This is a genomic window from Candidatus Pseudomonas phytovorans (assembly GCA_029202525.1).
Lineage (GTDB): Bacteria > Pseudomonadota > Gammaproteobacteria > Pseudomonadales > Pseudomonadaceae > Aquipseudomonas > Aquipseudomonas phytovorans.
On the sequence record CP119325.1, the window covers coordinates 4,165,432 to 4,188,942 of the forward strand.

Below are 23,511 nucleotides of genomic sequence, written 5' to 3' on the forward strand. Positions count from 1 at the left end.
CGGCAGATTTGTCCGACCGTGCCGAACATTTGTGCGGGGCTGCCAAAAGCCTCGCGGACGGTGGGGTTTGCCGCTGCGCCCCGGTAGCCTGCGCCAACCCAGCCCGCGCTGACCAGAACAAGAAAAGGAACCTCGGCATTGAGTATTCAGAACACGATCACCTTGCTGGCGAGCGCCTGCCTGATAGCCGTCGTCGGTTTGCTGGCAGGGCTTTCGCTGGAGCAACAGCGCAGCGATGCCCAGACCCTGCTCGACACCTCCAGCGAACTGCTGCGCGACGCAGCACGGGATAACTTGCAGGCCGAGGGCCAGGCTCAGGCACTGCATATCCAACAACGCTTCGGCCAGGCCTACGAGTTCGCCCAAGGGATTGCCCGGCAGGTACTGCACCTGCGCGGCCAAACCCGTACCGACTTGGCCTCGTCCCGGGCATTGCGCCAGGATCTCGCCCAGGTGCTGCGCGCAGCGATCGCCGAGCGCCGCGACCTGCTGGGCCTGTTTGTGGCATTCGACCAGAACGCGCTGGACGGCCGTGACGCCGCGTTCATCGACCAGCCAGACCTGGGCAGCAACGACAGCGGCCGCTTCACCCTGTACTGGCTGCAGCCGCAGCCTGGCCAGCTGCAGGCAGTGCCCGGTAACGAGGCATTGCTGGCCAACGATACCCCAGGCCCCACCGGCGCACCGTTCAATGCCTTTTTCACGTGCTCGCGGCAGAGTGCCCAGCCCTGCGTGCTGGAGCCCTACCTGGACGACTCCAGCGGTATCCCGCACCTGGTCACCAGCGTAACCGTGCCCCTGATCGTCGACGGTAGAGTGATCGGCGTAGTGGGGCTGGACATTGGCCTGGACGCTTTGCAGGACAATGCCAAGGCAGCAAGTGGCGCGCTGTACGATGGGCACGGCTCGCTGTCGATCTACAGCGCCTCGGGTGTGGTAGCCGCTGACAGCGCCCATCCGCAGCGGCTGGGCAAGGCCTCCACAGGGCAGGCCACCCCAGACGAGACGCTGCTCGGCGTGCAGGTGCCGATCGAGCCGATTGCCGGCGCCCAACCTTGGAACATCCAGGTAACGGTGCCGCGCCCCGTGCTCGATGTACCCGTGCTGCGCATGCAGCAACAGGTGCAAGCGCAACAAGTGCGCAGCCTGGCGATGGAACTCACCCTTGGCCTGCTGCTGGCAGCAGCCGGTATCGCCATGATGGCCTGGGCCGCACGCAGCGTGACCCGTCCTATCCAGCGCGTTGCCGCGCTGCTCGATGAAATCGCTGACGGCGATGGTGACCTTACCCGGCGTCTGGCGTATCCGCGCCGCAATGAGCTGGGCCGGCTTAGCGCTGCGTTCGACCGCTTCCTCGACCGCCTGCAGCCGGTCATCGCCCAGGTGCAACAAGCCGTGCACGACACCCAGAACTCCGCCGACCAATCGCAGCGCATCGCCAGCCAGACCAGCCAGGGCATGCAGCAGCAGGTAGGGGAAATCGAACAGATGGCCACGGCCGTGCATGAGATGTCCGCCACCGCCCAAGCCGCAGCGCACAGTGCCGCCCAGGCCGCCGACGCCGCGCGCCACGCCGAACACGCCACCGGTAATGGCGTGCAGGTGATCGAACAGTCCACCCAAGGTATCCGCGAGCTGGCGAGCGGCATGAGTGATGCCATGCAGCGCCTGCAGTCCCTGGCAGCCAGCAGCGAGCAGATCGGTTCGGTGCTCGATGTGATCCTCGCTATTGCCCGACAGACCAACTTGCTGGCGCTGAACGCCGCGATTGAGGCCGCGCGCGCCGGCGACGCCGGGCGCGGCTTTGCGGTGGTGGCGGATGAAGTCCGTGGCCTGGCCCAGCGCACCCAAGCGTCGGTCGAAGAGATCGGCGCGGTCATCGACAACCTGCGCGAGGGCACCCGCGACGTCACCGCCGCCATGCAACGCAGCAACAGCCAGGCCCATCACAACGTCGAACAGACCCAGCAGGCGCTCGCAGTGCTCGAAGAGATTCGCCTGGCGGTTGGCGTCATCACCGACATGAATGTGCAAATCGCTTGCGCCGCCGAGGAGCAAAGCGCCGTGGCAGAGGAGATCCACCGCAATGTCGAGGCGGTACGTAACGTCGTCTGCACGGTGTCCGGGCAGGCTGAGCAGTCGTCTGCCATCAGCCAGCGACTCAATGGCCTGGCCGTTGTTCAGCAAGGCCTCATCCAACGCTTCAAGGCTTGAGTGGCGCGTCATCGGCAAAGCGCGGGGTCAGGCCGCCGTGGTGCAACTGCCTGACCAGCGCCGCTAGCCGCGCTTGGCGATAGGCCGGCAAATCCATGCCCTGATAGTCGTAGAAGCCCACACCGTCGCGCAGGCCGTTGCGGCCTGCGGCCATGTTGTCGCGCACTGATTGCGGCGCCTGATACCGCTCACCAAGGTGTTGGCTGAGGTATGACGAGGCATGGTGGAGGATGTCATTGCCACCCCAATCGATAAACTCCAGCAGCCCCAGCACCGAAAAGCGCAGGCCAAAACCTGTGCGCACCGCCAGGTCGATCTGCTCGGCACTGGCGACACCCTCTTCGACCATGCGCGCCGCTTCGTTCATTACCAGCGCCTGCAGCCGCGGTACGATGAAGCCCGGCATGGCGTTGCACACCACTGGAACCTTGCCGACGCTGCGTAAGGCCTCCAACAGCTCGGCCACCACGGCTTCGCTGGTCTGCGCACTGCGCGATACCTCTACCAACGGCATCAGGTGCGCGGGGTTAAGCCAGTGAGCATTGACCACGCGCTGCGGCGCACTGACCATGGCTGCCAGCTCGGTGACCAGAAAAGTCGAGGTGGTCGAGGCGATGATCGTGTGCGCCGCTACAAAGCGGTCGATCCAGGCAAAGGCCTCACGCTTGGTGTCGATGAGTTCTGGCACTGCTTCGAACACCAGTTCGCACCCTTCCAGCGCTTGCCCACCCTCACCCAGCGGCAGCAGCCGAATACGCGATAGCAGCGGCACAACTTGCTGCGCGCCAATCAGCCCGAGTGCAACCAGGTTGCCGGCCTCGGTTCCCAGGTTACGCCGCAGGGCTGAAAAGTAGCCGGCTTGCGCGTGCGCCTCACGAGCCATCAGGTCGATCAGGCTGACATGGGCGCCGGCCTGGGCAAAGGCCAGGGCGATGCCCTCGCCCATTCGCCCGGCCCCTACTACCGCGATACGCCGCAGTGGCTCATTCATGCCGCTACCCCGTTGCGCAGCAGCGCACCCATCGCGGCCCGGTCGAGCTTGGCGATGCCCAGGTTTTCGAGCGTCCGCCCCTCGGCGTACAGGTCGCGCCCGGCCACGGCAGACGCCAAGGCCAGCAAGCCCTCGGCCACCGGCGTCGGCACACCCGCCCAGCGCCCGACCGACACCAGCAAGGAGAGGCCCAGCCGGGTGTCCTCAAGCATGTAGCGGTGCTGCTGCAGGTCGATCTTTTCGCGCCAATCGCCGCTGTCGGTCAGCTTGCCGTGGGCACCGCGCCCATACATCCACTCCTCTCCCTGATCAGTGTTGTAGTGGTCTACCAGCGGGAAGTGCGGTGCTGGGTAGCCCAAGGCTTCGCGCACGCGCATGCGCTCGGCATCAAGCTGGTTGGTGACCCGGCGGATCGATGGCTGGGTGCCTTCGTTGTGGATGTCCCAGGCTTCGAAGTGCTCCAGGGGGCCGGCATTCATCATGATCAGCGGCGGATGAATGATCGGCCCGGCGTTCATCAGTGCCCCGCTCAGGGCATCTTCGATGGGCTCGACACTGGGGTAGGCCTCACGCAGCACCACGTAGGCCTGGGCGGTCAAGCGGCTGGGCAGCACGCCGGTGGGCAGGCGCGTTGCGTACGCGCTGATCACCAGTTGGTCGGGGCCGTGCTTGCGCACCAGGTACGGCAAGGTCCCGGTTTCGGCGAAAGCCACCTCAGCATCGTTGCCACAGTCGCGCATGGCCTTGGCAAACACGTAGCTGCCGAAGGTACCCGGTGGCAGGAATACCACCTGGCCATCGCGCAGCAACGGCGCAACCTCTGCGGCCAGGGCCAGGTGGGTGGTCGACGGCAGTGGGATGATCACCAGTTGCGCGCCTTCCAGCGCCTGGGCCAGGTCGGCGACCAACGTCAGCTGCTCGCCCAGGCCGACCTTGCGAGTACCGCGATAATCACGCACGGTGAGCGCACCGATGGCTTGCAATTGCTCCAGGGCAGCCTGGTCGCGACGCCACAGGCGTGTGCTGTGACCCCGTTCTGCCATTTCTACAGCAGCGGCGTAGCAGCCGTGGCCGCCTCCAAGGATGGTAATGTTCATGGGCATGGCTCCGCGTGGGGGGTGTACGCCGATGCTATCGAGCAGGCATTCACGCGGCGCTTCGGATCACGCAGATACCCTACCGATTGCGCAACGACTCAGCGCTTGAGGGTGGCCGAAGGCAGGCAGCCGAAGCGCCGCCGGTACTGTTGGGTGAAATGCCCAGGGCTGTTGATGCCATGGCGCAGCAGCACATCGGTGACGCTGCCCTCACCCGCTGCCAGCGCGCGCTGCACCGCTAACAGGCGGCGTTCGCGGATGTACTCGACCGGGGTTTGCCCGAGGAACTGGCGGAAGCCATTTTGCAGCGTGCGCATGGAAACACCGCTGAGCGCGCATAGGCTGGACAAGGTCAGGGGCTGGTCCAGGTGCGCCTCTATATGATCGCGGGCGCGGCGTACATGGCTTGGCAAAGGCGTACCGTGCGCCTGGCTGAGTTCGCCACTGTGGTTGTGTGGCAACTGCGTTAGCAGTAACTGCACCAGGTGGTCGGAGAGCCCCGTGCGCAGCGCCACGAGGTTGACGTCCAAGGCAAACAGCTGGCAGATATAGCCTAGGGCGAACCCCAACGCATGCACACCGGCGTGGTTGGCGGCGAGCGGTACATCGAAGGCCAGGGGCCGACGAAGGCTGCGCCCGAGCAGACGCTGCAGATGCACCTCCAGGGCCTCGCGCGGCAGGCTCAGGACAGCGTTGCGGCAGGCACCGCCGGTCACGATGCGGGTGTTTGCAAACGGTGAACTGACACTAAGGCCACCGGCCGCTACAGCCGCATGCTGCCGCCCTTGAATGACTTCGCAGCGGCCCTGCAAGGTGCTACGGAACAAATAGTGCTCGCCCCTGCCCTCCAGGCTGACTTCCACCGGCGCGTGGTAATGCAGCTCCAGCAATCGCGCGCCGCCGAATTCCACGCCGCTGACCTGCAGGTGCGGCGGCGTGTCGTCGAGCATGCGCAGGCGGTGTGGGCAAAGGTAGCGCGCCAGTTGTGCCTGCATCTCGGCGACCTCGTGCGAGTCGACCAGCACGAAGCGCTCGGGCCGCTGGATGTCGGCGAACATCTCAAGCCGCGCCAGGGTGTTCTCGTTGCATGCTCTGGCGGAAGCATTTGCAGCCTTTGGCCAGCAGCAGAATAGCCAATAGTGAGGCCACGCCGCTGACGATCGCCATCGACGACCCCACCGCCGCGGGCACGCCAAAGTAATGGTCGGTGATCAACGCCACCAGCGTGGTACCCAAACCCAGCGCAAGCAGGTTGCTGATCAGCAGGAATACCGCCGATACCTGGGCGCGCACCTGGTTCGGCGAAAGGATCTGCATGGCGGCGGTGGAGGCTGGCATCGGAAACGATGCAAAGAACATCGCCGGCACCAGCAAGGCCACCGACAGCCACAGCTGGTCGACTTGAGAGAACAGCACGGCCGGCACGATCATGCCGACTGCGCCAATCACGCCAGTGCGCATTGCCGCGTCGCTGCGCCCGCGCTTGGCCAGGTGGTCAGTCAGCCAGCCGCCGAATACCACCCCGGTGGTGTTGGCCAGCAGCAGAACGGTGCCGAGCATGAAGCCGGCCTGTTCCGGGCTCATGCCGAACTTGCGGATGTACAGTGCAGGCGACCAGCTCATCATGCAGAACAGTGCCATCGCGTAAAACGAGAAGCCCAGGTAGTGGCAGCCAAAGGTCGCGCGGTGACGGCCAATGAAGCGCAGTCCATCGGTGAGCCGCACTTTGCGTACCTGGCCATCGGGGTCGAGCTGGACGCCCTTGCGCCGGGGATCGCGAACGGTGAGCCAGATCAGCAGGCCAACGATCACCCCCGGCAGGCCGACAATGAAAAATGCCAGTTGCCAGGCCTTCATCGTGCCAAGGATGGCGAGCTCGATGGTTTGCGCGCCCTTGAGCATGGCGATCACGTAGCCGCCGACCAGGAAGGCGATGCCACCGCCGACGAATGACCCGATCGAGTAAACCCCCACCGCGCGGCCGAGCTTCTCCCGGGGGAACATGTCGCTGAACATCGAGTAGGCCGAGGGCGACAGCGCCGCCTCGCCCACACCAACGCCAATGCGCGCGAGGAACATCTGCAGGAAGTTTTTGCTCAGGCCGCAGGCCGCCGTGGCGATACTCCAGAAGATCACGCCTACCGCAATGATGCGCGGACGCGAGAAACGGTCGGCCAGATAAGCGATGGGCATGCCCATGAACGCGTAGAACAGCGAGAACGCAAGGCCATGAAGCAAGCTGAACTGGGTGTCGCTTAGCTGCAGGTCCGCTTTGATCGGCTCGATCATCAACGCCAGGATCTGCCGGTCAACGAAGGAAAAGACATAGGCCACCATGCACAGGATGACCACGTACCACTCGTAGATATAGCGCTTCTCGCGCTGGTTTGTAGGTTGCGCTTGGTTGAGATTCGTCATGCTCGCACGTTCCTGATGAGGGACAGCCTGGAAAGGGGTTAACAAGGCAGTGACCTGTCAGCAACAGGCGAGCGCACGCTCGGCGAAGTCAGGCATGACCAAAGACCTTTATTTTTATTTGAATGGTGGTATGGCGGTTGTAGCGTTTGCCGGGATGACCCCATCGTGGCTCGCCGGCGATGGCTGGGCGCAGTTCAGCGGCCTTCCAGCCGGGTAGCCGCGACCCTTAATTTACTTGATTTTTCCAGCATCTCGCGAGTGCCTCGAGGCCGTCCAATATCAAATGGGTCTGCGACCATACTCATGAGGTCTGATGCAGTTGCCTGTCGCAATTGCCTGTCAAAGCTTCGGCAATGTCACCGCTGCGTCGACGGCGCCCTGCTTGCTTACCTGCTGCGACAGCAGCACGGCAGCGCCATACAGCACCAGCACAGAGACCGAGCAGCTACCGGAGAACAGCAGCACTGCCGTGTATCCGTAGGTTTCGATAAGCAAGCCGCCAACGGCCGGGCCTACTGCCGCGCCCACAGAGAGGCACAATGCCCCCAGCGCCACCAGCCTCCCCGACAGGTCGTACTCAGCCATTACGCCGAAGGTATAGGCCAGCACGAAGCTTATCGAGAACAGGAAACACATCACCCCCGCTACATAGGTGGTGAGCGAGGTGAACTGTGCCAGCAGGACCAAGCCTGCCACCTCAGCCGCGATGATCACTGCCACCGGCAGGAAGCGGCCGGCTTTGATGCCGATGGACGAAGCGATGAAACCGCCACCGGCGTTGATGATGAAGCCCACCGCCAGCACCGTGCCGATGGTGTCGGAAGACAAACCGCTCTTCTTGCCCATCAATTCGAGAAAGGCCCACACCGACATGATGCCGGTGAGAAACACCAGGCTGGCGAGCAAACTCAGCCAGGCGATGCTGCGGCTCTCACGGCACACGACCTGCGCTTGGCCAGCGTGTGCATGCCCCCGCGCACTGCGCCGCGGCACCCACGGCAACGGTGCAATACCCATTACCAACAGGCTGATTACCAAGGTGACCAGCATGCCCTGGAAGCCCCAATGTGGCGCCACCGCCACCGGCAGCACGATCAACAGCAAGGCCCCGGGCACGGTTTCCATGCCCAGCTTGAAACCGAATGCCCGCTCGGGTTGCCCACTGTCACCGAAGATGGTCATTGCCAGGGCATACAGCGCCCCGGTGCCGGCGCCGGCCAAGGCCATCAACAGCATTAGCGTGTCGTATGCGGGGTTGGCCAGCATGCCCACCAGCGCCACGGCCACCAGCAGTGAAGACAGCAAAGAAATCACCCGCCAGCTCAGGCGCTGAACCCACAGCACCGAGGCCAGGCCGAACACCCCGAAACCGAGGTTCATGGCCATGGCCAGGGTGCCCAGTTGCTGCTCACCATAGCCGAACTGCTCAGCCAGGGCGCCGAAAAGTACCGGCAGTACATTGAGCAGCAGCGCTCCGCCAGCTGAAACCAGGCCTGCGCAGATATACACGGATGTCTTGTCAATCGGATTGGCTGTTTTTGTTTTCATGGATCGATCCTGGATTGAATGTAAAGGCTACAGCTGTTTGACGCGACTCTCCGTGTCGCAAGTGGCTCAGCAGCGCGCTCGCTGCGTGAATGGCTGTCTGTCTTTGAGTCCAGTTTGATACTCCTGATTGCGCGCGGCATGTTCAGCCTTGCCGGACTTTTGGTGATGGCTGCCATGCGCTCCCCTCGCCACATTGCGCCAAAAAGCTCATAACGCCGCGTTGAACGCAATCAAGCATTACGCCTGAAGTCCCCTCGCATTCGTGACCAATCCGGGATAGCCGCGCGCCTCGACGCATTCCTAAAATCAGCACCGTCGGCAGCAGCCTTCGCTGCAGGCGCTTTTCCCATGCCTTCGAGACAAGCCATGACCACAACTACAAGAATCGACTTTCTCTACCTGTCTGAGCAGGACATGATCCGTGCTGGCGTTACCGACATGCTGGCCTGCGTGAATACCATGGAGCAGATGTTTGCGCTGCTCCACCACGGCGACTACCGCATGGCCGGGCCCAACAGCGACTCCCACGGTGCGATGATCACCTTTCCCAAGGATTCGCCCTTCCCGAACATGCCTAAGCCCACGGCCGACCGCCGCATGATGGCGATGCCTGCTTATCTGGGCGGCGACTTCTGCACCGCCGGGGTCAAGTGGTATGGCTCCAATATCGCCAACCGCGACAAGGGCCTGCCGCGCTCGATCCTGATGTTCACCCTCAATGACCCTGACACCGGCGCCCCGCTGGCGCACATGTCGGCCAACCTGTTGTCGGCCTACCGGACCGGCGCCATCCCCGGTGTCGGTGCGCGCCACCTGGCCCGCCGCGATTCACGGGTGATCGGCCTGCTGGGCCCGGGCGTGATGGGCAAGACTACCGTAGCCGCGTTCATGGCCGTGTGCCCGCAGGTCGACACACTCAAGCTCAAGGGCCGCGGCCAGAAAAGCCTGGACGATTTTATCAGCTGGGTGCGCGAGTCCTACCCGCAGATCACCACTATCGAGGTGGTAGACAGCATCGAAGCTGTGGTCCGTGGCTCGGACCTGGTGACCTACTGCACCTCCGGCGAAACCGGTGACCCGTCCAGCTACCCGCTGGTCAGGCGCGAATGGGTGAAGCCCGGCGCATTTCTGGCCATGCCGGCCGGCTGCAGCATCGACGCCGGCATGGAACAGGCCGACGTACGCAAGGTGGTCGACAACACCGGTCTCTACGAAGCCTGGTTCGAGGAGCTGCCCAAACCCGCGCACAACCACGTGCCGCTGGTGGGCGTGCGGTTCATGGACATGATCGCCGAAGGCACGCTGCCGGCCGAACAGCTGGAGGACATCGGCAAGATCGTCGCAGGCGTCGCCCCCGGCCGGCGCAACGACGACGAGATCATCATCATGTCGGTGGGCGGCATGCCTGTCGAGGATGTGGCCTGGGGCACGGTGGTGTACCGCCAAGCGCTGGAGCGTGGCGTCGGGGTCCGCCTCAACTTGTGGGAAAGCCCGGCCCTGAGCTGATTCATCCATCCAACTGAAGAGGTAAAGTCATGCTGCAAATAACCAAACTCAAGACCGGCTCAAAGTACGAGACCCTGGGCAGCTACTCGCGCCTGGTGGCCGTGGAAAACTGGATCTTCGTCTCCAACACCGCCGGACGTGATCCGGCGACCGGCGAAATCCCCGAGAATCTGGATGCACAGACCCGCCAGGTGTTCGCCAACATCGAAGCGGCGCTGCTGGCCGTGGATGCGACCCTGGCAGACGTGGTCTGCTCACGGGTATTCATCCAGAACCCTGAAGATGTCGCCAGCGTGATGACGATCGTCGGCGACTTGTTCCGTGGCATCGATCCGGCCAGCACCGTCACCTGCCCGCCCCTGGGCGCGATGGTTTACCGAGTGGAGCTGGAAGTAACCGCCTACCGCGGTGCTTCCCGCGCCACTACCCAGCTGATCGACCTGCAGCGCTAGCCCGTACCAAGGAGAACCGTCCATGTCCCCTGTCATCGCGCCGGTGCATTGCGCAGACAAACACCCCAGCACCACCACCGTGGTCATCATCGGCGCCGGCATCGTCGGCCTGACCGCTGCGCTGACACTCGCCGAGCGTAACATTCCGGTGGTGGTGCTGGAGAAGGGCCGCATCGCCGGCGAGCAGTCATCGCGTAATCTGGGCTGGGTACGCAAGACCAGCCGCCACCGCGAGGACCTGCCCCTGGCCCTGGCAGCGGACAGGTTGTGGGCGCAAATGCCCGCCCGGGTAGGGAGCGAGGTCGGCTATCGGCAGGCGGGCATCCTGTTCGCCGCACGGGAACCCGGGCAAATGGCCATGTACGAGGCCTGGCTGGCGTCGGTGCAGGGGATGCCGGTGGGTTCGCGCCTGTTGAGCAACGCTGAAATTGCCCGCCGCGTGCCAGGTGGGCAAGCGACCTGGGCCGGCGGCATCTTCACCGAAAGCGACGGCCGGGCCGAACCGACCCTGGTCAGCAGCGCCATCGCCAAAGCGGCCATGGCCCGTGGCGTGGTGATTGTCGAACAGTGCGCAGTGCGCAGCCTGACCACTGCCGCCGGGCATATAGACGGCGTCGTGACCGAACACGGTGAAATCCGCTGCAAGCACGTCTTGCTGGCCGGCGGCATGTGGTCGCGGCGCCTGCTGGGTAACCATGGGATCGCCTTGCCGACGTTGCCGCTGAACTGCTCGGTGCTGCGCACTGCAGCCATGGAAGGCCCGACCGACGTTGCCGTAGGCGGCCCCGACTTCTCGTTCCGCAAGCACATCGACGGAGGTTTCATCATCACCCAGCGTGGAGCCCTCGATGCTCACCTGACCCTGGACCATGCCTTGCTCGGGCCACGCTACCTGCCACAGTTCCGCGCTCAGCGGGATTTGCTGCGGGTGTCGTTCGGCAAGCCATTTTTCAAGGACCTGGCGCTGGCACGGCGCTGGGCGCCCACTTCGATCTCGCCATTCGAGCGGATCCGCACCCAGGACCCCGCAGCCAATGGGGCCTTGAACCAGGAGGCACTGAACAATCTCAGCGCCGCCTGGCCGGTATTCAAGCAGGCGCGCATCGAGCAAGCCTGGGCTGGCACCATAGACGTAACGCCGGACTCGCTGCCTGTCATCAGCAAGGTTGCGCAGCTGCCTGGTTTGGTCCTGGCCACTGGCTTTTCAGGGCACGGCTTCGGCACCTCCCCGGCTGCCGGGCAATTGGCGGCCGATCTAGTCGATGGCAGCACCCCCGTGGTCGACCCGATGCCCTACCGCCTGGAGCGATTTTCCTGAAGCCTGGTGAAAACATGCTGACCGTGCGACGGCGGTTGAGTACCTGCTGAGGGTGAACGTCGTGGGGCAGGTTCAGGATTGTTCCCCCCCGGTGTGCACAGCCAACAGCTGCCGCAGCCTCACAACCCTGCAGCAGGCGGGTATTTCTATCGCGGGCTTGAGCAGCAGGGTAACGATGCCTTCGAAGGCAACCCGCCGGGCATCGTTATCACCGTCTGCGACAAGGCTGCCGGCAAAGCTTGACTCTACCGTTAGGGGCAGACTTTACCCTTGGCACTTCATTATCTGGAGTTCGTCATGAAGCGCAAACGCATGCTCGTAATCCTCGGCCACCCTTCGAACGACAGCTTTTGCGGCGCCGTGACCGAACGTTATGTCGAGGCCGCCACGCAGGCAGGCCATGAGGTGCGTCTGCTGCGTCTGGACACCCTGGATTTCGATCCGGTCCTGCACGATGGCTATAACCAGATCCAGTTGCTTGAGCCCGATTTGATCAACGCACAGAACGACATTACCTGGGCCGAACACCTGACATTGGTCTACCCGATCTGGTGGGGCGGCATTCCGGCGTTGCTCAAGGGGTTCTTCGACCGCGTGTTTCTGCCCGGCTTTGCCTTCAGGTACCGCAAGGGCTCGCCATTCCCGGACAAGCTGCTCAAGGGCCGCACGGCTCACCTTTTGGTGACCATGGACACACCGCCGTGGTACTACCGCTGGGTGTATCGCATGCCGGGCCTGCACCAAATGCGCAAGACCACCTTGGCGTTTTGCGGCATAAAAACCTTGAAAACCTTGGCCTTCGGTCCGGTATCAGGCTCCAGACCGGAACAGCGTGAAGGCTGGCTCAAACAAACCCAGGCGGTCGCCAGCCGCTGATCGGCCCCGTTTGGGCCGTGCCCGTGCGCTGCCTTGCAGAGTCTCCCTCCCGTGACACCTTGTCCAACCGGTTTCCCGCCCTCTGGAGCTTATGCAAAGATGTCGCGCGTGTGTACGAGCGCGCGACATCGTTTCGCTTCTGATGCGTCAAAAAAAGGGATTTTCATGTACATCGGCAAAGCCGCCCAGCTGTCGGGCACCACCGTCAAAAGCATTCGACATTACGAAGAAATCGGCCTTTTGCCGCCTCCGCAACGCGAAGGTAAATACCGCATCTACAGCCAGCACAGCGTCGAGCTTCTGACCTTCATCAAATGCGCTCAGCAATTCGGTTTCAAGCTCAAGGAAATGCAAGTCATTCTGCAGGATCATCGCGGCCAGGAGCTGCCTTGGGATCTGGCCATGCAGGCCATAGATAACAAAAAACAGGAACTGCTGGGGCAGATCCAGGCCTTGCAGCAGGTGCATGACGGCCTGGTTGAGTTTGAGCTGAGCCTCAAGGATGCTCAGCAACAATGCCAGTTCGAGCACCTGGAAGAAGCCCGGTGAATCCGCACCGCCGCCCTGTGTGCGGAGGTATGCGTTCGAAGCCGAACAGAAGGGATTCACCCTTTTACGGCTTGGCGTGGGGTCGGAAAATCCTGCCAGGCTCTTGTATCAACAGGCAGGTTTTGTCTGCATCGGCACTGGTGCGCAAGGCTATCTGAGGTACGAGCGCTGCCTGAGGAGCGCCATTCCCACCCCCCTGCGCCGATAGCCTGGGTCTACGTGAAGGGTGCAAAGCTCTGCGTAGGAACCCTCGGGAATCCACAATGAATAACCTGCGAAATGATCATCGACAACTGCGACTGTCAGGCGGTCGAAATTGTCTACCCACCGCGTCAGGTGCCGCTCCAGTTCATCGCGCCATGAAGCCTCATGCGCGGGCTCCCAAGTACGGATAGAGTGTTCCTCGCCTCGGTAAATGGCCGGTAGATCGGTCACGCATGCCTGCCTTAGTCGTAATGCCATTCCATAGGCTCTCATTGCTTATTTCTGCCAATCTGTACTTCTACTACAAACAGCATGGAGTCGAAATCGGTCATTCACGACCAGCAGCTTTCGACCCATTGCGGACGGTTCTTGCGTTGGGATTAGTGTGGTGTGCGGATGTGTTCGCCTTGAAAAATTCAGCGCCTATGCGATCGAGCGCCGCCCGCGCGGCGCTCGATCTGATAGGCGCAGAAGATGTCATGGTGAATGTCCGCAATGGGTCGAAAGCCGCCGGTCATAGGTGACGGCTTTCGCCCCAAAGCAGTTATTGAGCGGATATCAACATGCGAAATGCAGTCATTGAGGTTGCCCTCGGCTTGAGGGACAATCCGGCGCCCTTCGTGTTTGCCGCCAAGGATTGGACATGGCACTAACCAGCAAAATCGCTTCCTACAACTCAGCATGGCCCTTGCGTTTTCTGGCAGACAAGCCGCGCATTGCCTCGGCCTTCGGCGATGAACTCTATGCAATCCACCACGTTGGTAGTACGGCTGTTCCAGGGCTGGCGGCGAAGCCCGAAATCGATATGCTCATCGAGGTTGAAGCGCATCGGGATGCGCAGACGCGGGACGGCGTGTTGCTGGGGTTGGGGTATGTGCGCGGGAGTGATCTATCGGATGGGCATCATTTCTACCGGCGCAATGTGGATGGGGTTCGCACGCACAAACTCCATGTTTGCACGCGGAACCACCTTGCGGTCATCGACATGTTGAAGTTCAGGGATCTACTCAGGCGCGATGCCGCGCTCCGTCAGCAGTATGAAGTGCTGAAGTTTCAGTTGGAGTCGAGCAATACGGGTGGGATGGCTGAGTATCTAGAAAAAAAGGCGCCATTCATTCGGGCGGCGCTGTCCGGTATGCCGCTTGCTCTTGATCAAAACAAGTTCGACGACAGCGACAAGGCATTCATGAGCCAAGCGCTAGCCCACGGTAGGCGTGCCCTGCCGGCGTGCCTGCCGAACCCTCCGGTGGGCTGCGTGATTGTCCGCGAAGGGCGCATCGTAAGCTTCGGATTCACCCAGCCGCCTGGAGATCATCACGCGGAGGCGATGGCTCTTTCACTTCTGGAAAGTGGTCTTGACGAGCTGACCGCTTACGTGACTCTGGAACCGTGTTCGTTCGCAGGCCGCACGCCTTCATGTGCGTTGGCCTTGGTGAGCGCTGGCGTTTCGCGGGTACATGTCGCAATGCTCGATCCCGACCCGCGAAATGCTGGAGCAGGAATCGAAATCCTTCGGCGGGCAGGGATCGAGGTGACGGTTGGTCTGCTAGGTGATGAAGCTCGATGCGACCTGCAACTTTATCTGTTGGAAAGTCCATGAGTGTCTGCAATGGGTCGATTGTTGTCCCACGTAGACAAGCTGCTATCAACCCAGACCCTGTTCGCTATCATCGAACCATTCGGGAAAGCTTCGCAACAGAGGCTTCACTGACCAAGGAGAGTAAACGGCGATTGGCAGGCCGCTTTCGGCGCGAAGCGGCCGCTGAAAAAGAAACGGTTTCTTAAGCACAGCGTTCACTCTGTGGATGACACCGGCTGTGCCGGTGGTCTCGGGTGACCACTGCCCATGAATCATCATTTCCTCTCCCTCGCAGTTGATCGCGTCGCCCATTGCCGTAAAATCGCGCGCCCTGAATTCAGAAGGCATGGCGAGAGGGAGCTTCGATGCAACGGGTGATGATTATTGGTCAGCCAGGGTCAGGGAAAAGCACCCTGGCGCGTAAACTTGGCGAGCGCACAGGCTTGCCGGTCGTACATATCGACACCATCCATTGGCAGCCAGGGTGGGTCGAGCGCAGCAGAGACGAGAAGACGCATCTTTGCCATGAGGTCGAGGCCCGCGAGCGCTGGATTTTCGAAGGTGGGCATTCGGCCACATGGAATAACCGGTTGGCCCGCGCTGACATGTTGATATGGATTGATCGCTCGGCGCCGCTTCGGTTCTGGCGCGTGCTCCTCAGAACGATGCTGAACCGCGGTAGATCTCGGCCTGACTTGCCGGACAACTGCCCGGAATTACTGGCCAACCTGCCGGAGTTTTTCAGGTTCATGTGGCGGACTAAAACCTCGTCTCGAGAGGCGATCAAGCGATGGGTGGCGACAGCCCCGTCGGGTTGTCGTGTGGTCTGCCTACGGACCAATCGGGATGCCGAGGTTTTTCTCGCGAGTATGGGCACGCAGCCTGATCAGGCTGCGCAAGGTCATTAAATGTTCGGGTAAGGGGCCGCTCTGGGTCGATAGCTGCCATCCGGGATCCCCCCGCGTTACCCCTGCTCACCACCGGTAAGTCAAACTGCCAATCACCGAACGACGGTTCCCATAAAACACGGTTTGTTCATAAAAGCCCGGCGTGAAGTAGCGTTTGTCGAACAGGTTGCTCGCGCTCACGTCCACCGAAACCCCTCGCAGGTCCTCGCTCAGGTGCGCCAGCTCGTAACGAACGCTGGCATCGGTGAGGGTGTAGTGCGGCACCTTGACGGTGTTCCTGGCGTTGTACGAGGACCCGACATAACGCTGGCCGACACCCATGCCCAGGCCTGCCAGCGGGCCACCCTGCACGCTGTAGTCCACCCACAGCGAAGCGGTGTCCTTGGGCACCGAGATCGGTACGTTACCCTCGAGGCTGTAGGCGGTTGCGTCGCTGCCCACCGGGTTGGCCTTGGTCACCTCGGCATCGGTGTACGTATACGAGGCGATCAGGTCCAGGCCGCGGGCCAGCTCGGTCTTGCCTTCCAGCTCGATGCCACGGGAACGCTGTTCGCCGGTCTGAACCTGGAAACTGGGGTTGGTCGGATCGGTGGTGGTGACGTTTTTCTGGGTCAGGTCATAGACCGACAGGGTAATGAAGCTGTTGTGGCCCGGTGGCTCGTACTTGATCCCCACCTCGTACTGCTCGCCTTCGGTGGGCCTGAAATAGCTGCCGTCCTGGGCCACGCCCGAGGTCGGCTGAAACGAGGTGCTGTAGCTGGCGTTCTGCAACGTGCCTTTCCACGTCGCGCTGGCGTTATACAGAGAGAATAATTACCATGCGTAATTGATAATGTCTACCAATGGGTGGTGCTTGCCTTTGCCGGTGGGTAGTCGGAATGTTCCTCGGACACGCTGGGAGCGTGTTGCACTTGGGTAGAACGGCGGAGGCTGTGATAATGGTGGCAATTCCAAGGGCCCTGTCATGCTGACCATCTCCAATAACGTGCATATCCCGGATACCGACATCGAACTGACCTACATCCGTGCGCAAGGCGCGGGTGGGCAGAATGTCAACAAGGTGTCCAGCGCCGTGCACCTGCGCTTCAACATCCCGGCCTCATCGCTGCCCGAGTTCTACAAGGAGCGGCTGCTGGCGCTGCGTGACAGTCGCATCACCGGCGACGGTGTGTTGATCATCAAGGGCCAGCAGTACCGCACCCAGGAGCAGAACCGTGCTGACGCGCTGGCGCGCCTTGCCGAGTTGATCATCGCTGCCGGCAAGACCGAGAAGAAACGCCGCCCCACCAAGCCGACCCTCGGCTCGAAAACCCGCCGCCTCGAAGGAAAAGCCAAGCGCAGCACTGTCAAGGCGGGTCGGGGCAAGGTGGAGTTCTAGGCTTTTCGTACAGCCCCTGACGCGGCAGAGTCATAACCGAGGGTGGCGATGAACAGCACCGCGAACACCAGCACGATCGTAGGCGCCGGGGCGCTGTCGAGAAAGAACGACAGGTAGACCCCGATGAACGCACAGCCGATGGCAACTACCAGCGAAACCCACAGCATGTGCCGCAGCTCCCGGGTCATCAGCGCCGCAATGGCACCGGGTGCGATCAGCAGCGCGATGGCCAGGATCACCCCGGAAGCCTTCAACGCCCCCACCACCGCCAGCGAGATCAGGCACAACAAGCCATAGTGCAGCCAGCCGGTGCGCAGGCCGACCGCGTGGGCCTGTACCGTGTCGAAGGTGAACAGCATCAGGTCCTTCCACTTGATCGCGACCACGGTCGCCGTCAGCAGCGCGATGGCGGCGCACAGCCACAGGTCCTGGCTGCTGGCACCGAGGATGTCGCCGAACAGGATGTGGTCCAGGTGCACGCTGGACTCGATTTTCAGGTACAGCACCAGGCCCAGCCCGAACATCCCCGAATACACGATCCCCATCACCGTGTCTTGCTTGATACGGCTGTTGTTTTTGACAAAACCCGTGGCGACCGCGCAGAAAATCCCCGCCACGAACGCGCCTATGGCATAGGGGATCTGCACGATGTAGGCAATCACCACGCCGGGGAATACCGCGTGGGCGATCGCATCGCCCAGCAGCGCCCAGCCCTTGAGCACCAGGAAGCAGGACAACAGCGCCATGGGTATGGCGATGAGTACCGCGATCAGCATGGCATTGACCATGAAATCGAAGCGAAACGGCTCTAGCAGCAGTGCCATGGCACTCATGACTGCACCTCCAGTGCCTGACGCCCGCGGCGCCTGGCAGCCAGCATTCCGTGCTTGGGCGCAAAGACGAACACCAGCAGGAAGATCAAGGTCTGCAACACGACGATCACCCCGCCGGTCGCGCCATCGAGGTAATAGCTGAGGTAGGTGCCCGTCAGGCTGGTGAGCGCACCGATGCTGACCGCGATCACCAGCAGGCGCGGGAAGCGGTCGCTCAGCAGGTAGGCCGTGGCACCGGGGGTGATCACCATGCAGATGACCAGGAACGCCCCGACAGTTTGCAGCGCAGCGACGGTCGAGGCCGACAGCAGGGCAAAGAACAGCAGCTTCAGGCGCGTAGGCCGGATGCCCAGCGCCCGGGCCTGGTTCTCGTCAAAAAAAGTCAGCATCAGGTCGCGCCACTTGGCCAGCAGTACGGCCAGGGTCACCAAACCGATGATCGCCAGCTGCAAGGTGTCGGTGGGCGTGATCGCCAGGATGTTGCCGAGCACGATGGTCTGGATGTTCACCGAGGTGGGCGACAACGACACCATGAACAGGCCGAGCCCGAAGAACGAGGTGAAGATCATGCCGATCACCACATCCTCCTTGAGCCGGGTGCGGCGCTGCAGGAACAGCAAGGCGGCCGAGGCCAACCCACCGGCGAAAAAAGCCCCCAGGGAAAACGGCAGCCCCAGCATGTAGGCGCCGGCCACACCGGGCACGATGGAGTGCGACAGGGCATCGCCGATCAGCGACCAGCCCTTGAGCATCAGGTAGCAGGACAGAAAGGCGCACACGCCGCCGACCAACGCCGAAACCCACAGGGCATTGCGCATGTAGCCGTAGGCGAAAGGCTCAAGGAGCAGTTCAATCACGGTGGGCCTCGTTATCGCTGGCGTTTTCGCGTCGAGCCGGCACCCCATCGCGCAGGATCAGTGGGCGCTCATCGTCGCTGAACACGCTGACCGGTGGTTGCAACTGTTCGCTACCCTGGACCAGTGCGAAATGCCGCAGCACGCCACCGAAGGCCCGCTCCAGGTTGTCCCGGGTGTAGACCTCGTCGGTGGGGCCGTGGGCCAGGACGGTGCGTTTGATCAGCACCACGCGGTCGCAGAACTCGGGCACCGAACCGAGGTTGTGGGTGGAGACCAACATTATCCGGCCTTCTTCGCGCAGTTCGCGCAGCAGCTGGATGATCTGGTCCTCGGTCTTCACATCGACACCGGTGAACGGCTCGTCGAGCAGAATGATCCGGCTGTCCTGTGCCAGCGCACGGGCCAGAAACACGCGCTTGCGTTGGCCGCCGGACAACTCGCCAATCTGGCGTTTGCGCAGTGCGCCCATGTCGACCCGCTCCAGCGCAGCGTCCACGGCCTCATGATCGGCGCGCCGGGCGATGCGTAACGGGCCCATGTGCCCGTAGCGGCCCATCATCACCACATCCTCGACCAGTACTGGAAAGTCCCAGTCCACTTCTTCCGCTTGCGGCACATAGGCCGTCTGTTTTTTACGCAGTGCCTGTTCGGCGGGCATGCCCAGCACACTGATCGACCCCGCTGCCAGGCGTACCAGGCCCATGATCGCCTTGAACAGGGTCGACTTGCCCGAGCCGTTGATGCCTACCAGCGCCGTGATGGTGCCCAACGGCAAATCGAAGCTGGCATTCTCAAGCGCGGTGTGGCCATTTCGGTAGGTCACTGTCGCCCCCTGGACGACGATGCCAGGTTCGAGCGTTGCAGTTTTCATGGTGCGGACCTCAGGGGCAAGCGGGCCTGGATGATTCATGGGTTATGCACCTCGCTCAGGCCTTTTACCAGCGTTTCAGTGGTGACCCGCAGAAGATCCAGGTACGTCGGTACCGGGCCATCACTGGCGCTCAACGAGTCGACATAGAGCACACCGGCGTACCGGGCGCCGGTCTCACGGGCGACCTGGCGCGCGGGTTTGTCAGAGACCGTGCTCTCACTGAACACCGCCGGTATGCCATTGGCCCTGACAGTATCGATGACTTTACGCACCTGCTGGGGCGTACCCTGCTGGTCGGCGTTGATCGGCCACAGGTACAGCTCTTTCAAGTCGAAGTCACGGGCCAGGTAAGAGAAGGCGCCCTCGCTGCTGACCAGCCAGCGCTTGGCGGGCGGGATCTGCTCAACCTGTGCGCGAATTGGCGCGATAGTCGCCTCGATACGCACTTTGTAGGCCTCGGCATTGCGTGTGTAGGTGGCGGCGTTGGCGGGGTCGTACTTGACCAGCGCATCGCGGATGTTGTCGACGTAGATCAACGCGTTGCGCGGCGACATCCAGGCATGCGGGTTGGGTTTACCGGTGTAGGGGCCGGCCGCGATACCCATGGGTTCAATACCGTCGGAAACCACCACCCCAGGCACCTGCTCCAGGCGCTGGAAGAACTTTTCGAACCACAGTTCCAGGCCCAGGCCATTCCACAGGATCAACTGGGCGCCCTGGGCACGACGCAGGTCGCCTGGGGTCGGGGAGTAATTGTGGATTTCGGCGCCGGGTTTGGTGATCGACTCCACCTGAGCCGCATCACCGGCCACGTTCCTGGCCATGTCAGCGATGATGGTGAAGGTAGTCACGACCTTGAACGGTTCGGCGGCGCCAGCTGACGCAGCGAACAGGAGCACACCGAGCATCACGCCCGCCAGGCGCGATAACACTGAACGGGACTGGGTTGTATCAAACATCCGTCACTTCCACGGCAAGTCGAAGGAAACGGCTAGGTTCACGGTGGGTACGCCAATCTTGTTCAAGAGCCCGAGGCACGCTGGAGCTCTGTAAGTTGGCTTGCTATGGCGGAGTATGCAGACCTGCCACAGGGATGGCAAACACACGGTTCACGGGCAGGATCTGACGCACGATCAGCCGGGCATCACGAAAGGTTCGCACATCCGCCACATGCGACGCTGTCATCTGGGTATTCCTCATGCCGGGTCAGCCAACGCCTGTTGCACCTGCACTTCGACCATATCGTCAGCTCGGCCAGCACCCACAGACTGGGGCGCGACCATGACGAGATCATCGAGGCCATCGCCGCACGCAATGCCGATGCCGCTGAAGCTGCAGCCCATGAGCATACGATGCTGTTCCAGCGGCGGTTCCTGGATTACATGCAGCAAATCTTACGGCGAAAATGTCGGTCGTTTGAACGCTAAACAACACTCAGGGGTTGATCTGTCAGATCACCGCAAGGCTGGGGATTTCAGGAGCAATTCGTTATCTACAGGGCATATTTCCTGGCCCCGGCAACACAGATGACAGCACCCAGCGTCACGACAAGCATCATCCAGCTGACTTGCTCGTGCAGCAACAACGCGGCGAGTCCAAGCCCCATGAACGGCTGAAACAGTTGCAGTTGGCCCACTGCCGCAATGCCACCCTGGACGAGCCCTCGGTACCAGAACACAAACCCGATCAGCATGCTGAACAGTGAGACGTAACCGAAGCTGAACCACGCTGGGGTGCTTACCTTGGCGAAGGTATCAGCCGCTGGAAAATTAGCGATAGTCAGCAGCAGCATGAACGGCAACGCCACAAGCAATGCCCAACTGATCACCTGCCAGCCACCCAACGTGCGCGACAGACGCGCCCCTTCCGCATAACCCAACCCGCAAACAACTACCGCAGCCATCATCAGCAGATCGCCCACCGCCGACGCCTCTCCTCCATTCATCAACGCATAGCCAACAACCAACCCGGCACCTGCCATCGAAAACAACCAGAACAGTGGCCGGGGTCGCTCACCGCCCCGTAGAACAGCAAAGCCTGCGGTGCAGAGCGGCAGGAGCCCGACAAACACAATGGAATGAGCAGAGGTGACGTGCTGGAGGGCCAGTGCGGTCAGTAGCGGGAAGCCGATCACAACACCAAGCGCTGTTAGAGCCAATGACGACAAGTCACCCCGTGATGGTCGTGGCTGCCGCAACACGATCAAAAAAAGCGCACCCAACAAGGCGGCAATGGTTGCCCTCGCACAGGTCAGAAACGTAGGTTCGAACGCTCCTACGGCCACACGGGTTGCCGGCAACGAGCCCGCAAAGATCGCAACGCCTATAAAGCCGTTGATCCACCCGCTTGTTGATTTTTCCATCGGTAACCCCTCCCTAATCCAAGATTCAGTACATCACTGACAGGCCCGCCAAGGCCACGTACAATCCAATACAGTTCAACCGAACTGTTATGCACGTTAATCCAGCACAGTTGAGGGTGCGATGAAACGTAATGGAACGCTGATCAGGTCTGTCATGGGTGAAATCCAGTCCAGGATCGCCGCTCGAACCTACACATCAGGCGCAAGAATCCCCTCAGTCCGGGCAATGGCTCAGACCATGCAGGTATCGGTTTCTACCGTCCTTGAGGCATATGAACGGTTGATGGCAGAGGGTGTGCTCAGCTCTCGCCCTGGTTCCGGCTTTTACGTGGCGGGGCCCGTGGCGCCCTTGGCACTCACCGAGCTTGGCCCCAAACTTGATCGGGCCGTCGACCCGCTGTGGATCTCGCGCCAGTCACTTGAAACCTCCAGCGATGCGTTGAAACCTGGGTGCGGTTGGCTGCCTCCATCCTGGCTGTACGAAGCGGGCATGCGTAAAGCGCTTCGGGTTGCTGCCCGTTCAGACACTGTGAAACTGACTGAGTACGCAACACCGCTTGGGCATCCACCCCTCAGGCAATTCTTGTCGCGAAGGCTGGCAGGCATCGGGATCGAAGCCCCGCTGGAACAGATCATGCTTACGGAGTCCGGTACTCACGCCATCGACCTGATATGCCGGTTTCTGCTGGAGCCCGGCGACACAGTCTTGGTAGACGATCCCTGCTATTTCAACTTTCATGCGCTACTGAAAGCACACAGGGTAAACATTGTAGGCATACCCTATACGGCGACGGGCCCAGACATCGATGCGTTCGGCGCCGCCCTGCTCCAGCACTCGCCGCGCATGTACATAACCAACTCCGGCATCCATAACCCCACCGGGGCCAGCCTGTCTCCGGTCACCGCACACCGGCTGTTGAAGCTGGCCGACACCTCTAGCCTGGTCATTGTAGAGGACGACCTCTTCGGGGATTTCGAGAGCAGCCCCGCCCCACGGCTGTCTGCCTTCGATGGCCTGTCGCGTGTGATACAGATAGGCAGTTTCTCCAAGACCATTTCCGCGTCCATCCGGTGCGGCTACATCGCGGCGCGGGCTGAATGGATCGAGAGCCTGGTCGACCTCAAGATTGCGACCACATTCGGCGGTGGACGCTTGGCCGCAGACATCATCCATCAAGCGATTACTGATAGCGGCTACCGAAAGCACATGGAGAGTGTTCGCCTTCGGTTAGCCCAGGAAATGAATAGAACGGTAGCGAAGCTTCAGGCCATTGGTATCAAGCCCTGGATAATTCCCCAGGCAGGCATGTACCTCTGGTGCCAACTCCCTCAAGGCAAGGATGCAGCAACGCTGGCCAGGGCATGCCTGAATGACGGCGTAGTACTGGCGCCCGGAAATGCTTTCAGCCAGTCGTTGACTGCGGGGGATTTCCTGCGTTTCAACGTAGCTCAATCCAGTGACGCCAGGATTTACGAAGTATTGAAGCGGGCTCTGGGTGCTTAGCAGCAACTACCGTATCGCATGACACGGCCTTACTGCGCGCCGCCCA

The 23,511-nt window shown here is 61.8% G+C and carries 26 protein-coding genes and 2 pseudogenes; 14 read left to right on the top strand and 14 right to left on the bottom strand.

Going from position 1 to position 23,511, the window contains the following annotated elements; genetic code table 11:
* Positions 1-138 precede the first annotated feature (138 nt).
* The gene (locus tag P0Y58_18375) at positions 139-2,214 is read left to right on the top strand and encodes a methyl-accepting chemotaxis protein (protein WEK28871.1); all 2,076 of its coding nucleotides are present in this window, start codon (positions 139-141) and stop codon (positions 2,212-2,214) included.
* Here P0Y58_18375 and P0Y58_18380 read toward each other — a convergent pair.
* The 4 genes from P0Y58_18380 to P0Y58_18395 form a co-directional block, all read right to left on the bottom strand.
* The gene (locus P0Y58_18380) at positions 2,204-3,205 is read right to left on the bottom strand and encodes a 3-hydroxybutyryl-CoA dehydrogenase (protein ID WEK28872.1); all 1,002 of its coding nucleotides are present in this window, start codon (positions 3,203-3,205) and stop codon (positions 2,204-2,206) included. The genes P0Y58_18375 and P0Y58_18380 overlap by 11 nt on opposite strands.
* On the bottom strand, positions 3,202-4,302 hold the full coding sequence (locus P0Y58_18385; protein ID WEK28873.1) for an NAD/NADP octopine/nopaline dehydrogenase family protein: 1,101 nt from the start codon (positions 4,300-4,302) through the stop codon (positions 3,202-3,204). Before P0Y58_18385 ends, P0Y58_18380 begins: the two co-directional genes overlap by 4 nt.
* 98 nt (positions 4,303-4,400) lie before the next feature.
* Positions 4,401-5,360, bottom strand: coding sequence for an AraC family transcriptional regulator (locus P0Y58_18390; GenBank protein ID WEK28874.1), 960 nt, complete (start codon positions 5,358-5,360; stop codon positions 4,401-4,403).
* Between the two features lies 1 nt (position 5,361).
* Positions 5,362-6,720, bottom strand: a complete 1,359-nt coding sequence (locus P0Y58_18395; GenBank protein WEK28875.1) for an MFS transporter — start codon at positions 6,718-6,720, stop codon at positions 5,362-5,364.
* A gap of 94 nt (positions 6,721-6,814) precedes the next feature.
* Between P0Y58_18395 and P0Y58_18400 the strand changes: the two genes are divergently transcribed.
* Positions 6,815-6,937: a hypothetical protein gene (locus tag P0Y58_18400; protein WEK28876.1), complete on the top strand. Its 123-nt coding sequence runs from the start codon at positions 6,815-6,817 to the stop codon at positions 6,935-6,937.
* Positions 6,938-7,059: 122 nt separating this feature from the next.
* Here the strand turns inward: P0Y58_18400 and P0Y58_18405 are convergent, their stop codons facing one another.
* A complete protein-coding gene (locus P0Y58_18405) occupies positions 7,060-8,268 on the bottom strand; it encodes an MFS transporter (protein ID WEK28877.1) in 1,209 nt (402 codons plus the stop codon).
* A 366-nt stretch (positions 8,269-8,634) separates the two neighbouring features.
* On the opposite strand from P0Y58_18405, the gene P0Y58_18410 reads away from it, so the two are divergent.
* The 6 genes and pseudogenes from P0Y58_18410 to P0Y58_18435 all read left to right on the top strand — a co-directional run bounded on the left by P0Y58_18410 (position 8,635) and on the right by P0Y58_18435 (position 12,969).
* The gene (locus tag P0Y58_18410) at positions 8,635-9,774 is read left to right on the top strand and encodes a tyramine oxidase subunit B (protein WEK28878.1); all 1,140 of its coding nucleotides are present in this window, start codon (positions 8,635-8,637) and stop codon (positions 9,772-9,774) included.
* A gap of 29 nt (positions 9,775-9,803) precedes the next feature.
* The gene (locus P0Y58_18415; protein ID WEK28879.1) at positions 9,804-10,226 is read left to right on the top strand and encodes a Rid family hydrolase; all 423 of its coding nucleotides are present in this window, start codon (positions 9,804-9,806) and stop codon (positions 10,224-10,226) included.
* Positions 10,227-10,248: 22 nt separating this feature from the next.
* Entirely contained in the window at positions 10,249-11,544 is a 1,296-nt protein-coding gene (locus P0Y58_18420; GenBank protein ID WEK28880.1) for an FAD-binding oxidoreductase, read from the top strand.
* A 112-nt stretch (positions 11,545-11,656) separates the two neighbouring features.
* Positions 11,657-11,784 (top strand): annotated as a pseudogene (locus P0Y58_18425) (arsenate reductase ArsC).
* Between the two features lie 57 nt (positions 11,785-11,841).
* The gene (locus P0Y58_18430; GenBank protein ID WEK28881.1) at positions 11,842-12,420 is read left to right on the top strand and encodes an NAD(P)H-dependent oxidoreductase; all 579 of its coding nucleotides are present in this window, start codon (positions 11,842-11,844) and stop codon (positions 12,418-12,420) included.
* Between the two features lie 165 nt (positions 12,421-12,585).
* Positions 12,586-12,969, top strand: coding sequence for a MerR family transcriptional regulator (locus tag P0Y58_18435; GenBank protein ID WEK28882.1), 384 nt, complete (start codon positions 12,586-12,588; stop codon positions 12,967-12,969).
* Between the two features lie 150 nt (positions 12,970-13,119).
* Here the strand turns inward: P0Y58_18435 and P0Y58_18440 are convergent, their stop codons facing one another.
* The gene (locus P0Y58_18440) at positions 13,120-13,431 is read right to left on the bottom strand and encodes a GNAT family N-acetyltransferase (protein ID WEK33354.1); all 312 of its coding nucleotides are present in this window, start codon (positions 13,429-13,431) and stop codon (positions 13,120-13,122) included.
* A gap of 385 nt (positions 13,432-13,816) precedes the next feature.
* Here P0Y58_18440 and P0Y58_18445 point away from each other — a divergent pair.
* Positions 13,817-14,302 (top strand): annotated as a pseudogene (locus tag P0Y58_18445) (GrpB family protein).
* A 6-nt stretch (positions 14,303-14,308) separates the two neighbouring features.
* The gene (locus tag P0Y58_18450) at positions 14,309-14,773 is read left to right on the top strand and encodes a bifunctional diaminohydroxyphosphoribosylaminopyrimidine deaminase/5-amino-6-(5-phosphoribosylamino)uracil reductase RibD (GenBank protein ID WEK33355.1); all 465 of its coding nucleotides are present in this window, start codon (positions 14,309-14,311) and stop codon (positions 14,771-14,773) included.
* A gap of 45 nt (positions 14,774-14,818) precedes the next feature.
* Here the strand turns inward: P0Y58_18450 and P0Y58_18455 are convergent, their stop codons facing one another.
* The gene (locus P0Y58_18455; GenBank protein WEK28883.1) at positions 14,819-15,100 is read right to left on the bottom strand and encodes a hypothetical protein; all 282 of its coding nucleotides are present in this window, start codon (positions 15,098-15,100) and stop codon (positions 14,819-14,821) included.
* A gap of 17 nt (positions 15,101-15,117) precedes the next feature.
* Between P0Y58_18455 and P0Y58_18460 the strand changes: the two genes are divergently transcribed.
* Positions 15,118-15,660 (top strand): AAA family ATPase, encoded by a 543-nt coding sequence (locus tag P0Y58_18460; protein ID WEK28884.1) that lies wholly within the window; start codon positions 15,118-15,120, stop codon positions 15,658-15,660.
* 66 nt (positions 15,661-15,726) lie between these two features.
* On the opposite strand, the gene P0Y58_18465 is transcribed toward P0Y58_18460, so the two are convergent.
* Positions 15,727-16,464, bottom strand: a complete 738-nt coding sequence (locus P0Y58_18465; GenBank protein WEK33356.1) for a TonB-dependent receptor — start codon at positions 16,462-16,464, stop codon at positions 15,727-15,729.
* Positions 16,465-16,624: 160 nt separating this feature from the next.
* Here P0Y58_18465 and arfB point away from each other — a divergent pair, with 160 nt between their 5' ends.
* A complete protein-coding gene (gene arfB / locus P0Y58_18470) occupies positions 16,625-17,038 on the top strand; it encodes an alternative ribosome rescue aminoacyl-tRNA hydrolase ArfB (GenBank protein ID WEK28885.1) in 414 nt (137 codons plus the stop codon).
* On the opposite strand, the gene P0Y58_18475 is transcribed toward arfB, so the two are convergent.
* From P0Y58_18475 to P0Y58_18495, 5 genes are all read right to left on the bottom strand, one after another.
* Entirely contained in the window at positions 17,035-17,871 is an 837-nt protein-coding gene (locus P0Y58_18475) for a metal ABC transporter permease (GenBank protein ID WEK28886.1), read from the bottom strand. The genes arfB and P0Y58_18475 overlap by 4 nt on opposite strands.
* Positions 17,868-18,728, bottom strand: a complete 861-nt coding sequence (locus tag P0Y58_18480) for a metal ABC transporter permease (protein ID WEK28887.1) — start codon at positions 18,726-18,728, stop codon at positions 17,868-17,870. Before P0Y58_18480 ends, P0Y58_18475 begins: the two co-directional genes overlap by 4 nt.
* On the bottom strand, positions 18,721-19,599 hold the full coding sequence (locus P0Y58_18485; protein ID WEK28888.1) for a manganese/iron ABC transporter ATP-binding protein: 879 nt from the start codon (positions 19,597-19,599) through the stop codon (positions 18,721-18,723). Before P0Y58_18485 ends, P0Y58_18480 begins: the two co-directional genes overlap by 8 nt.
* Before the next feature lie 35 nt (positions 19,600-19,634).
* The gene (locus tag P0Y58_18490; protein WEK28889.1) at positions 19,635-20,558 is read right to left on the bottom strand and encodes a metal ABC transporter substrate-binding protein; all 924 of its coding nucleotides are present in this window, start codon (positions 20,556-20,558) and stop codon (positions 19,635-19,637) included.
* Positions 20,559-20,661: 103 nt separating this feature from the next.
* The gene (locus tag P0Y58_18495) at positions 20,662-20,784 is read right to left on the bottom strand and encodes a hypothetical protein (GenBank protein ID WEK28890.1); all 123 of its coding nucleotides are present in this window, start codon (positions 20,782-20,784) and stop codon (positions 20,662-20,664) included.
* Positions 20,785-20,819: 35 nt separating this feature from the next.
* On the opposite strand from P0Y58_18495, the gene P0Y58_18500 reads away from it, so the two are divergent.
* On the top strand, positions 20,820-21,026 hold the full coding sequence (locus tag P0Y58_18500) for a hypothetical protein (protein WEK28891.1): 207 nt from the start codon (positions 20,820-20,822) through the stop codon (positions 21,024-21,026).
* Positions 21,027-21,091: 65 nt separating this feature from the next.
* Here the strand turns inward: P0Y58_18500 and P0Y58_18505 are convergent, their stop codons facing one another.
* A complete protein-coding gene (locus P0Y58_18505; protein ID WEK28892.1) occupies positions 21,092-21,961 on the bottom strand; it encodes a DMT family transporter in 870 nt (289 codons plus the stop codon).
* A gap of 121 nt (positions 21,962-22,082) precedes the next feature.
* Here P0Y58_18505 and P0Y58_18510 point away from each other — a divergent pair, with 121 nt between their 5' ends.
* Positions 22,083-23,465 (top strand): PLP-dependent aminotransferase family protein, encoded by a 1,383-nt coding sequence (locus tag P0Y58_18510; protein ID WEK28893.1) that lies wholly within the window; start codon positions 22,083-22,085, stop codon positions 23,463-23,465.
* Positions 23,466-23,511 lie beyond the last annotated feature (46 nt).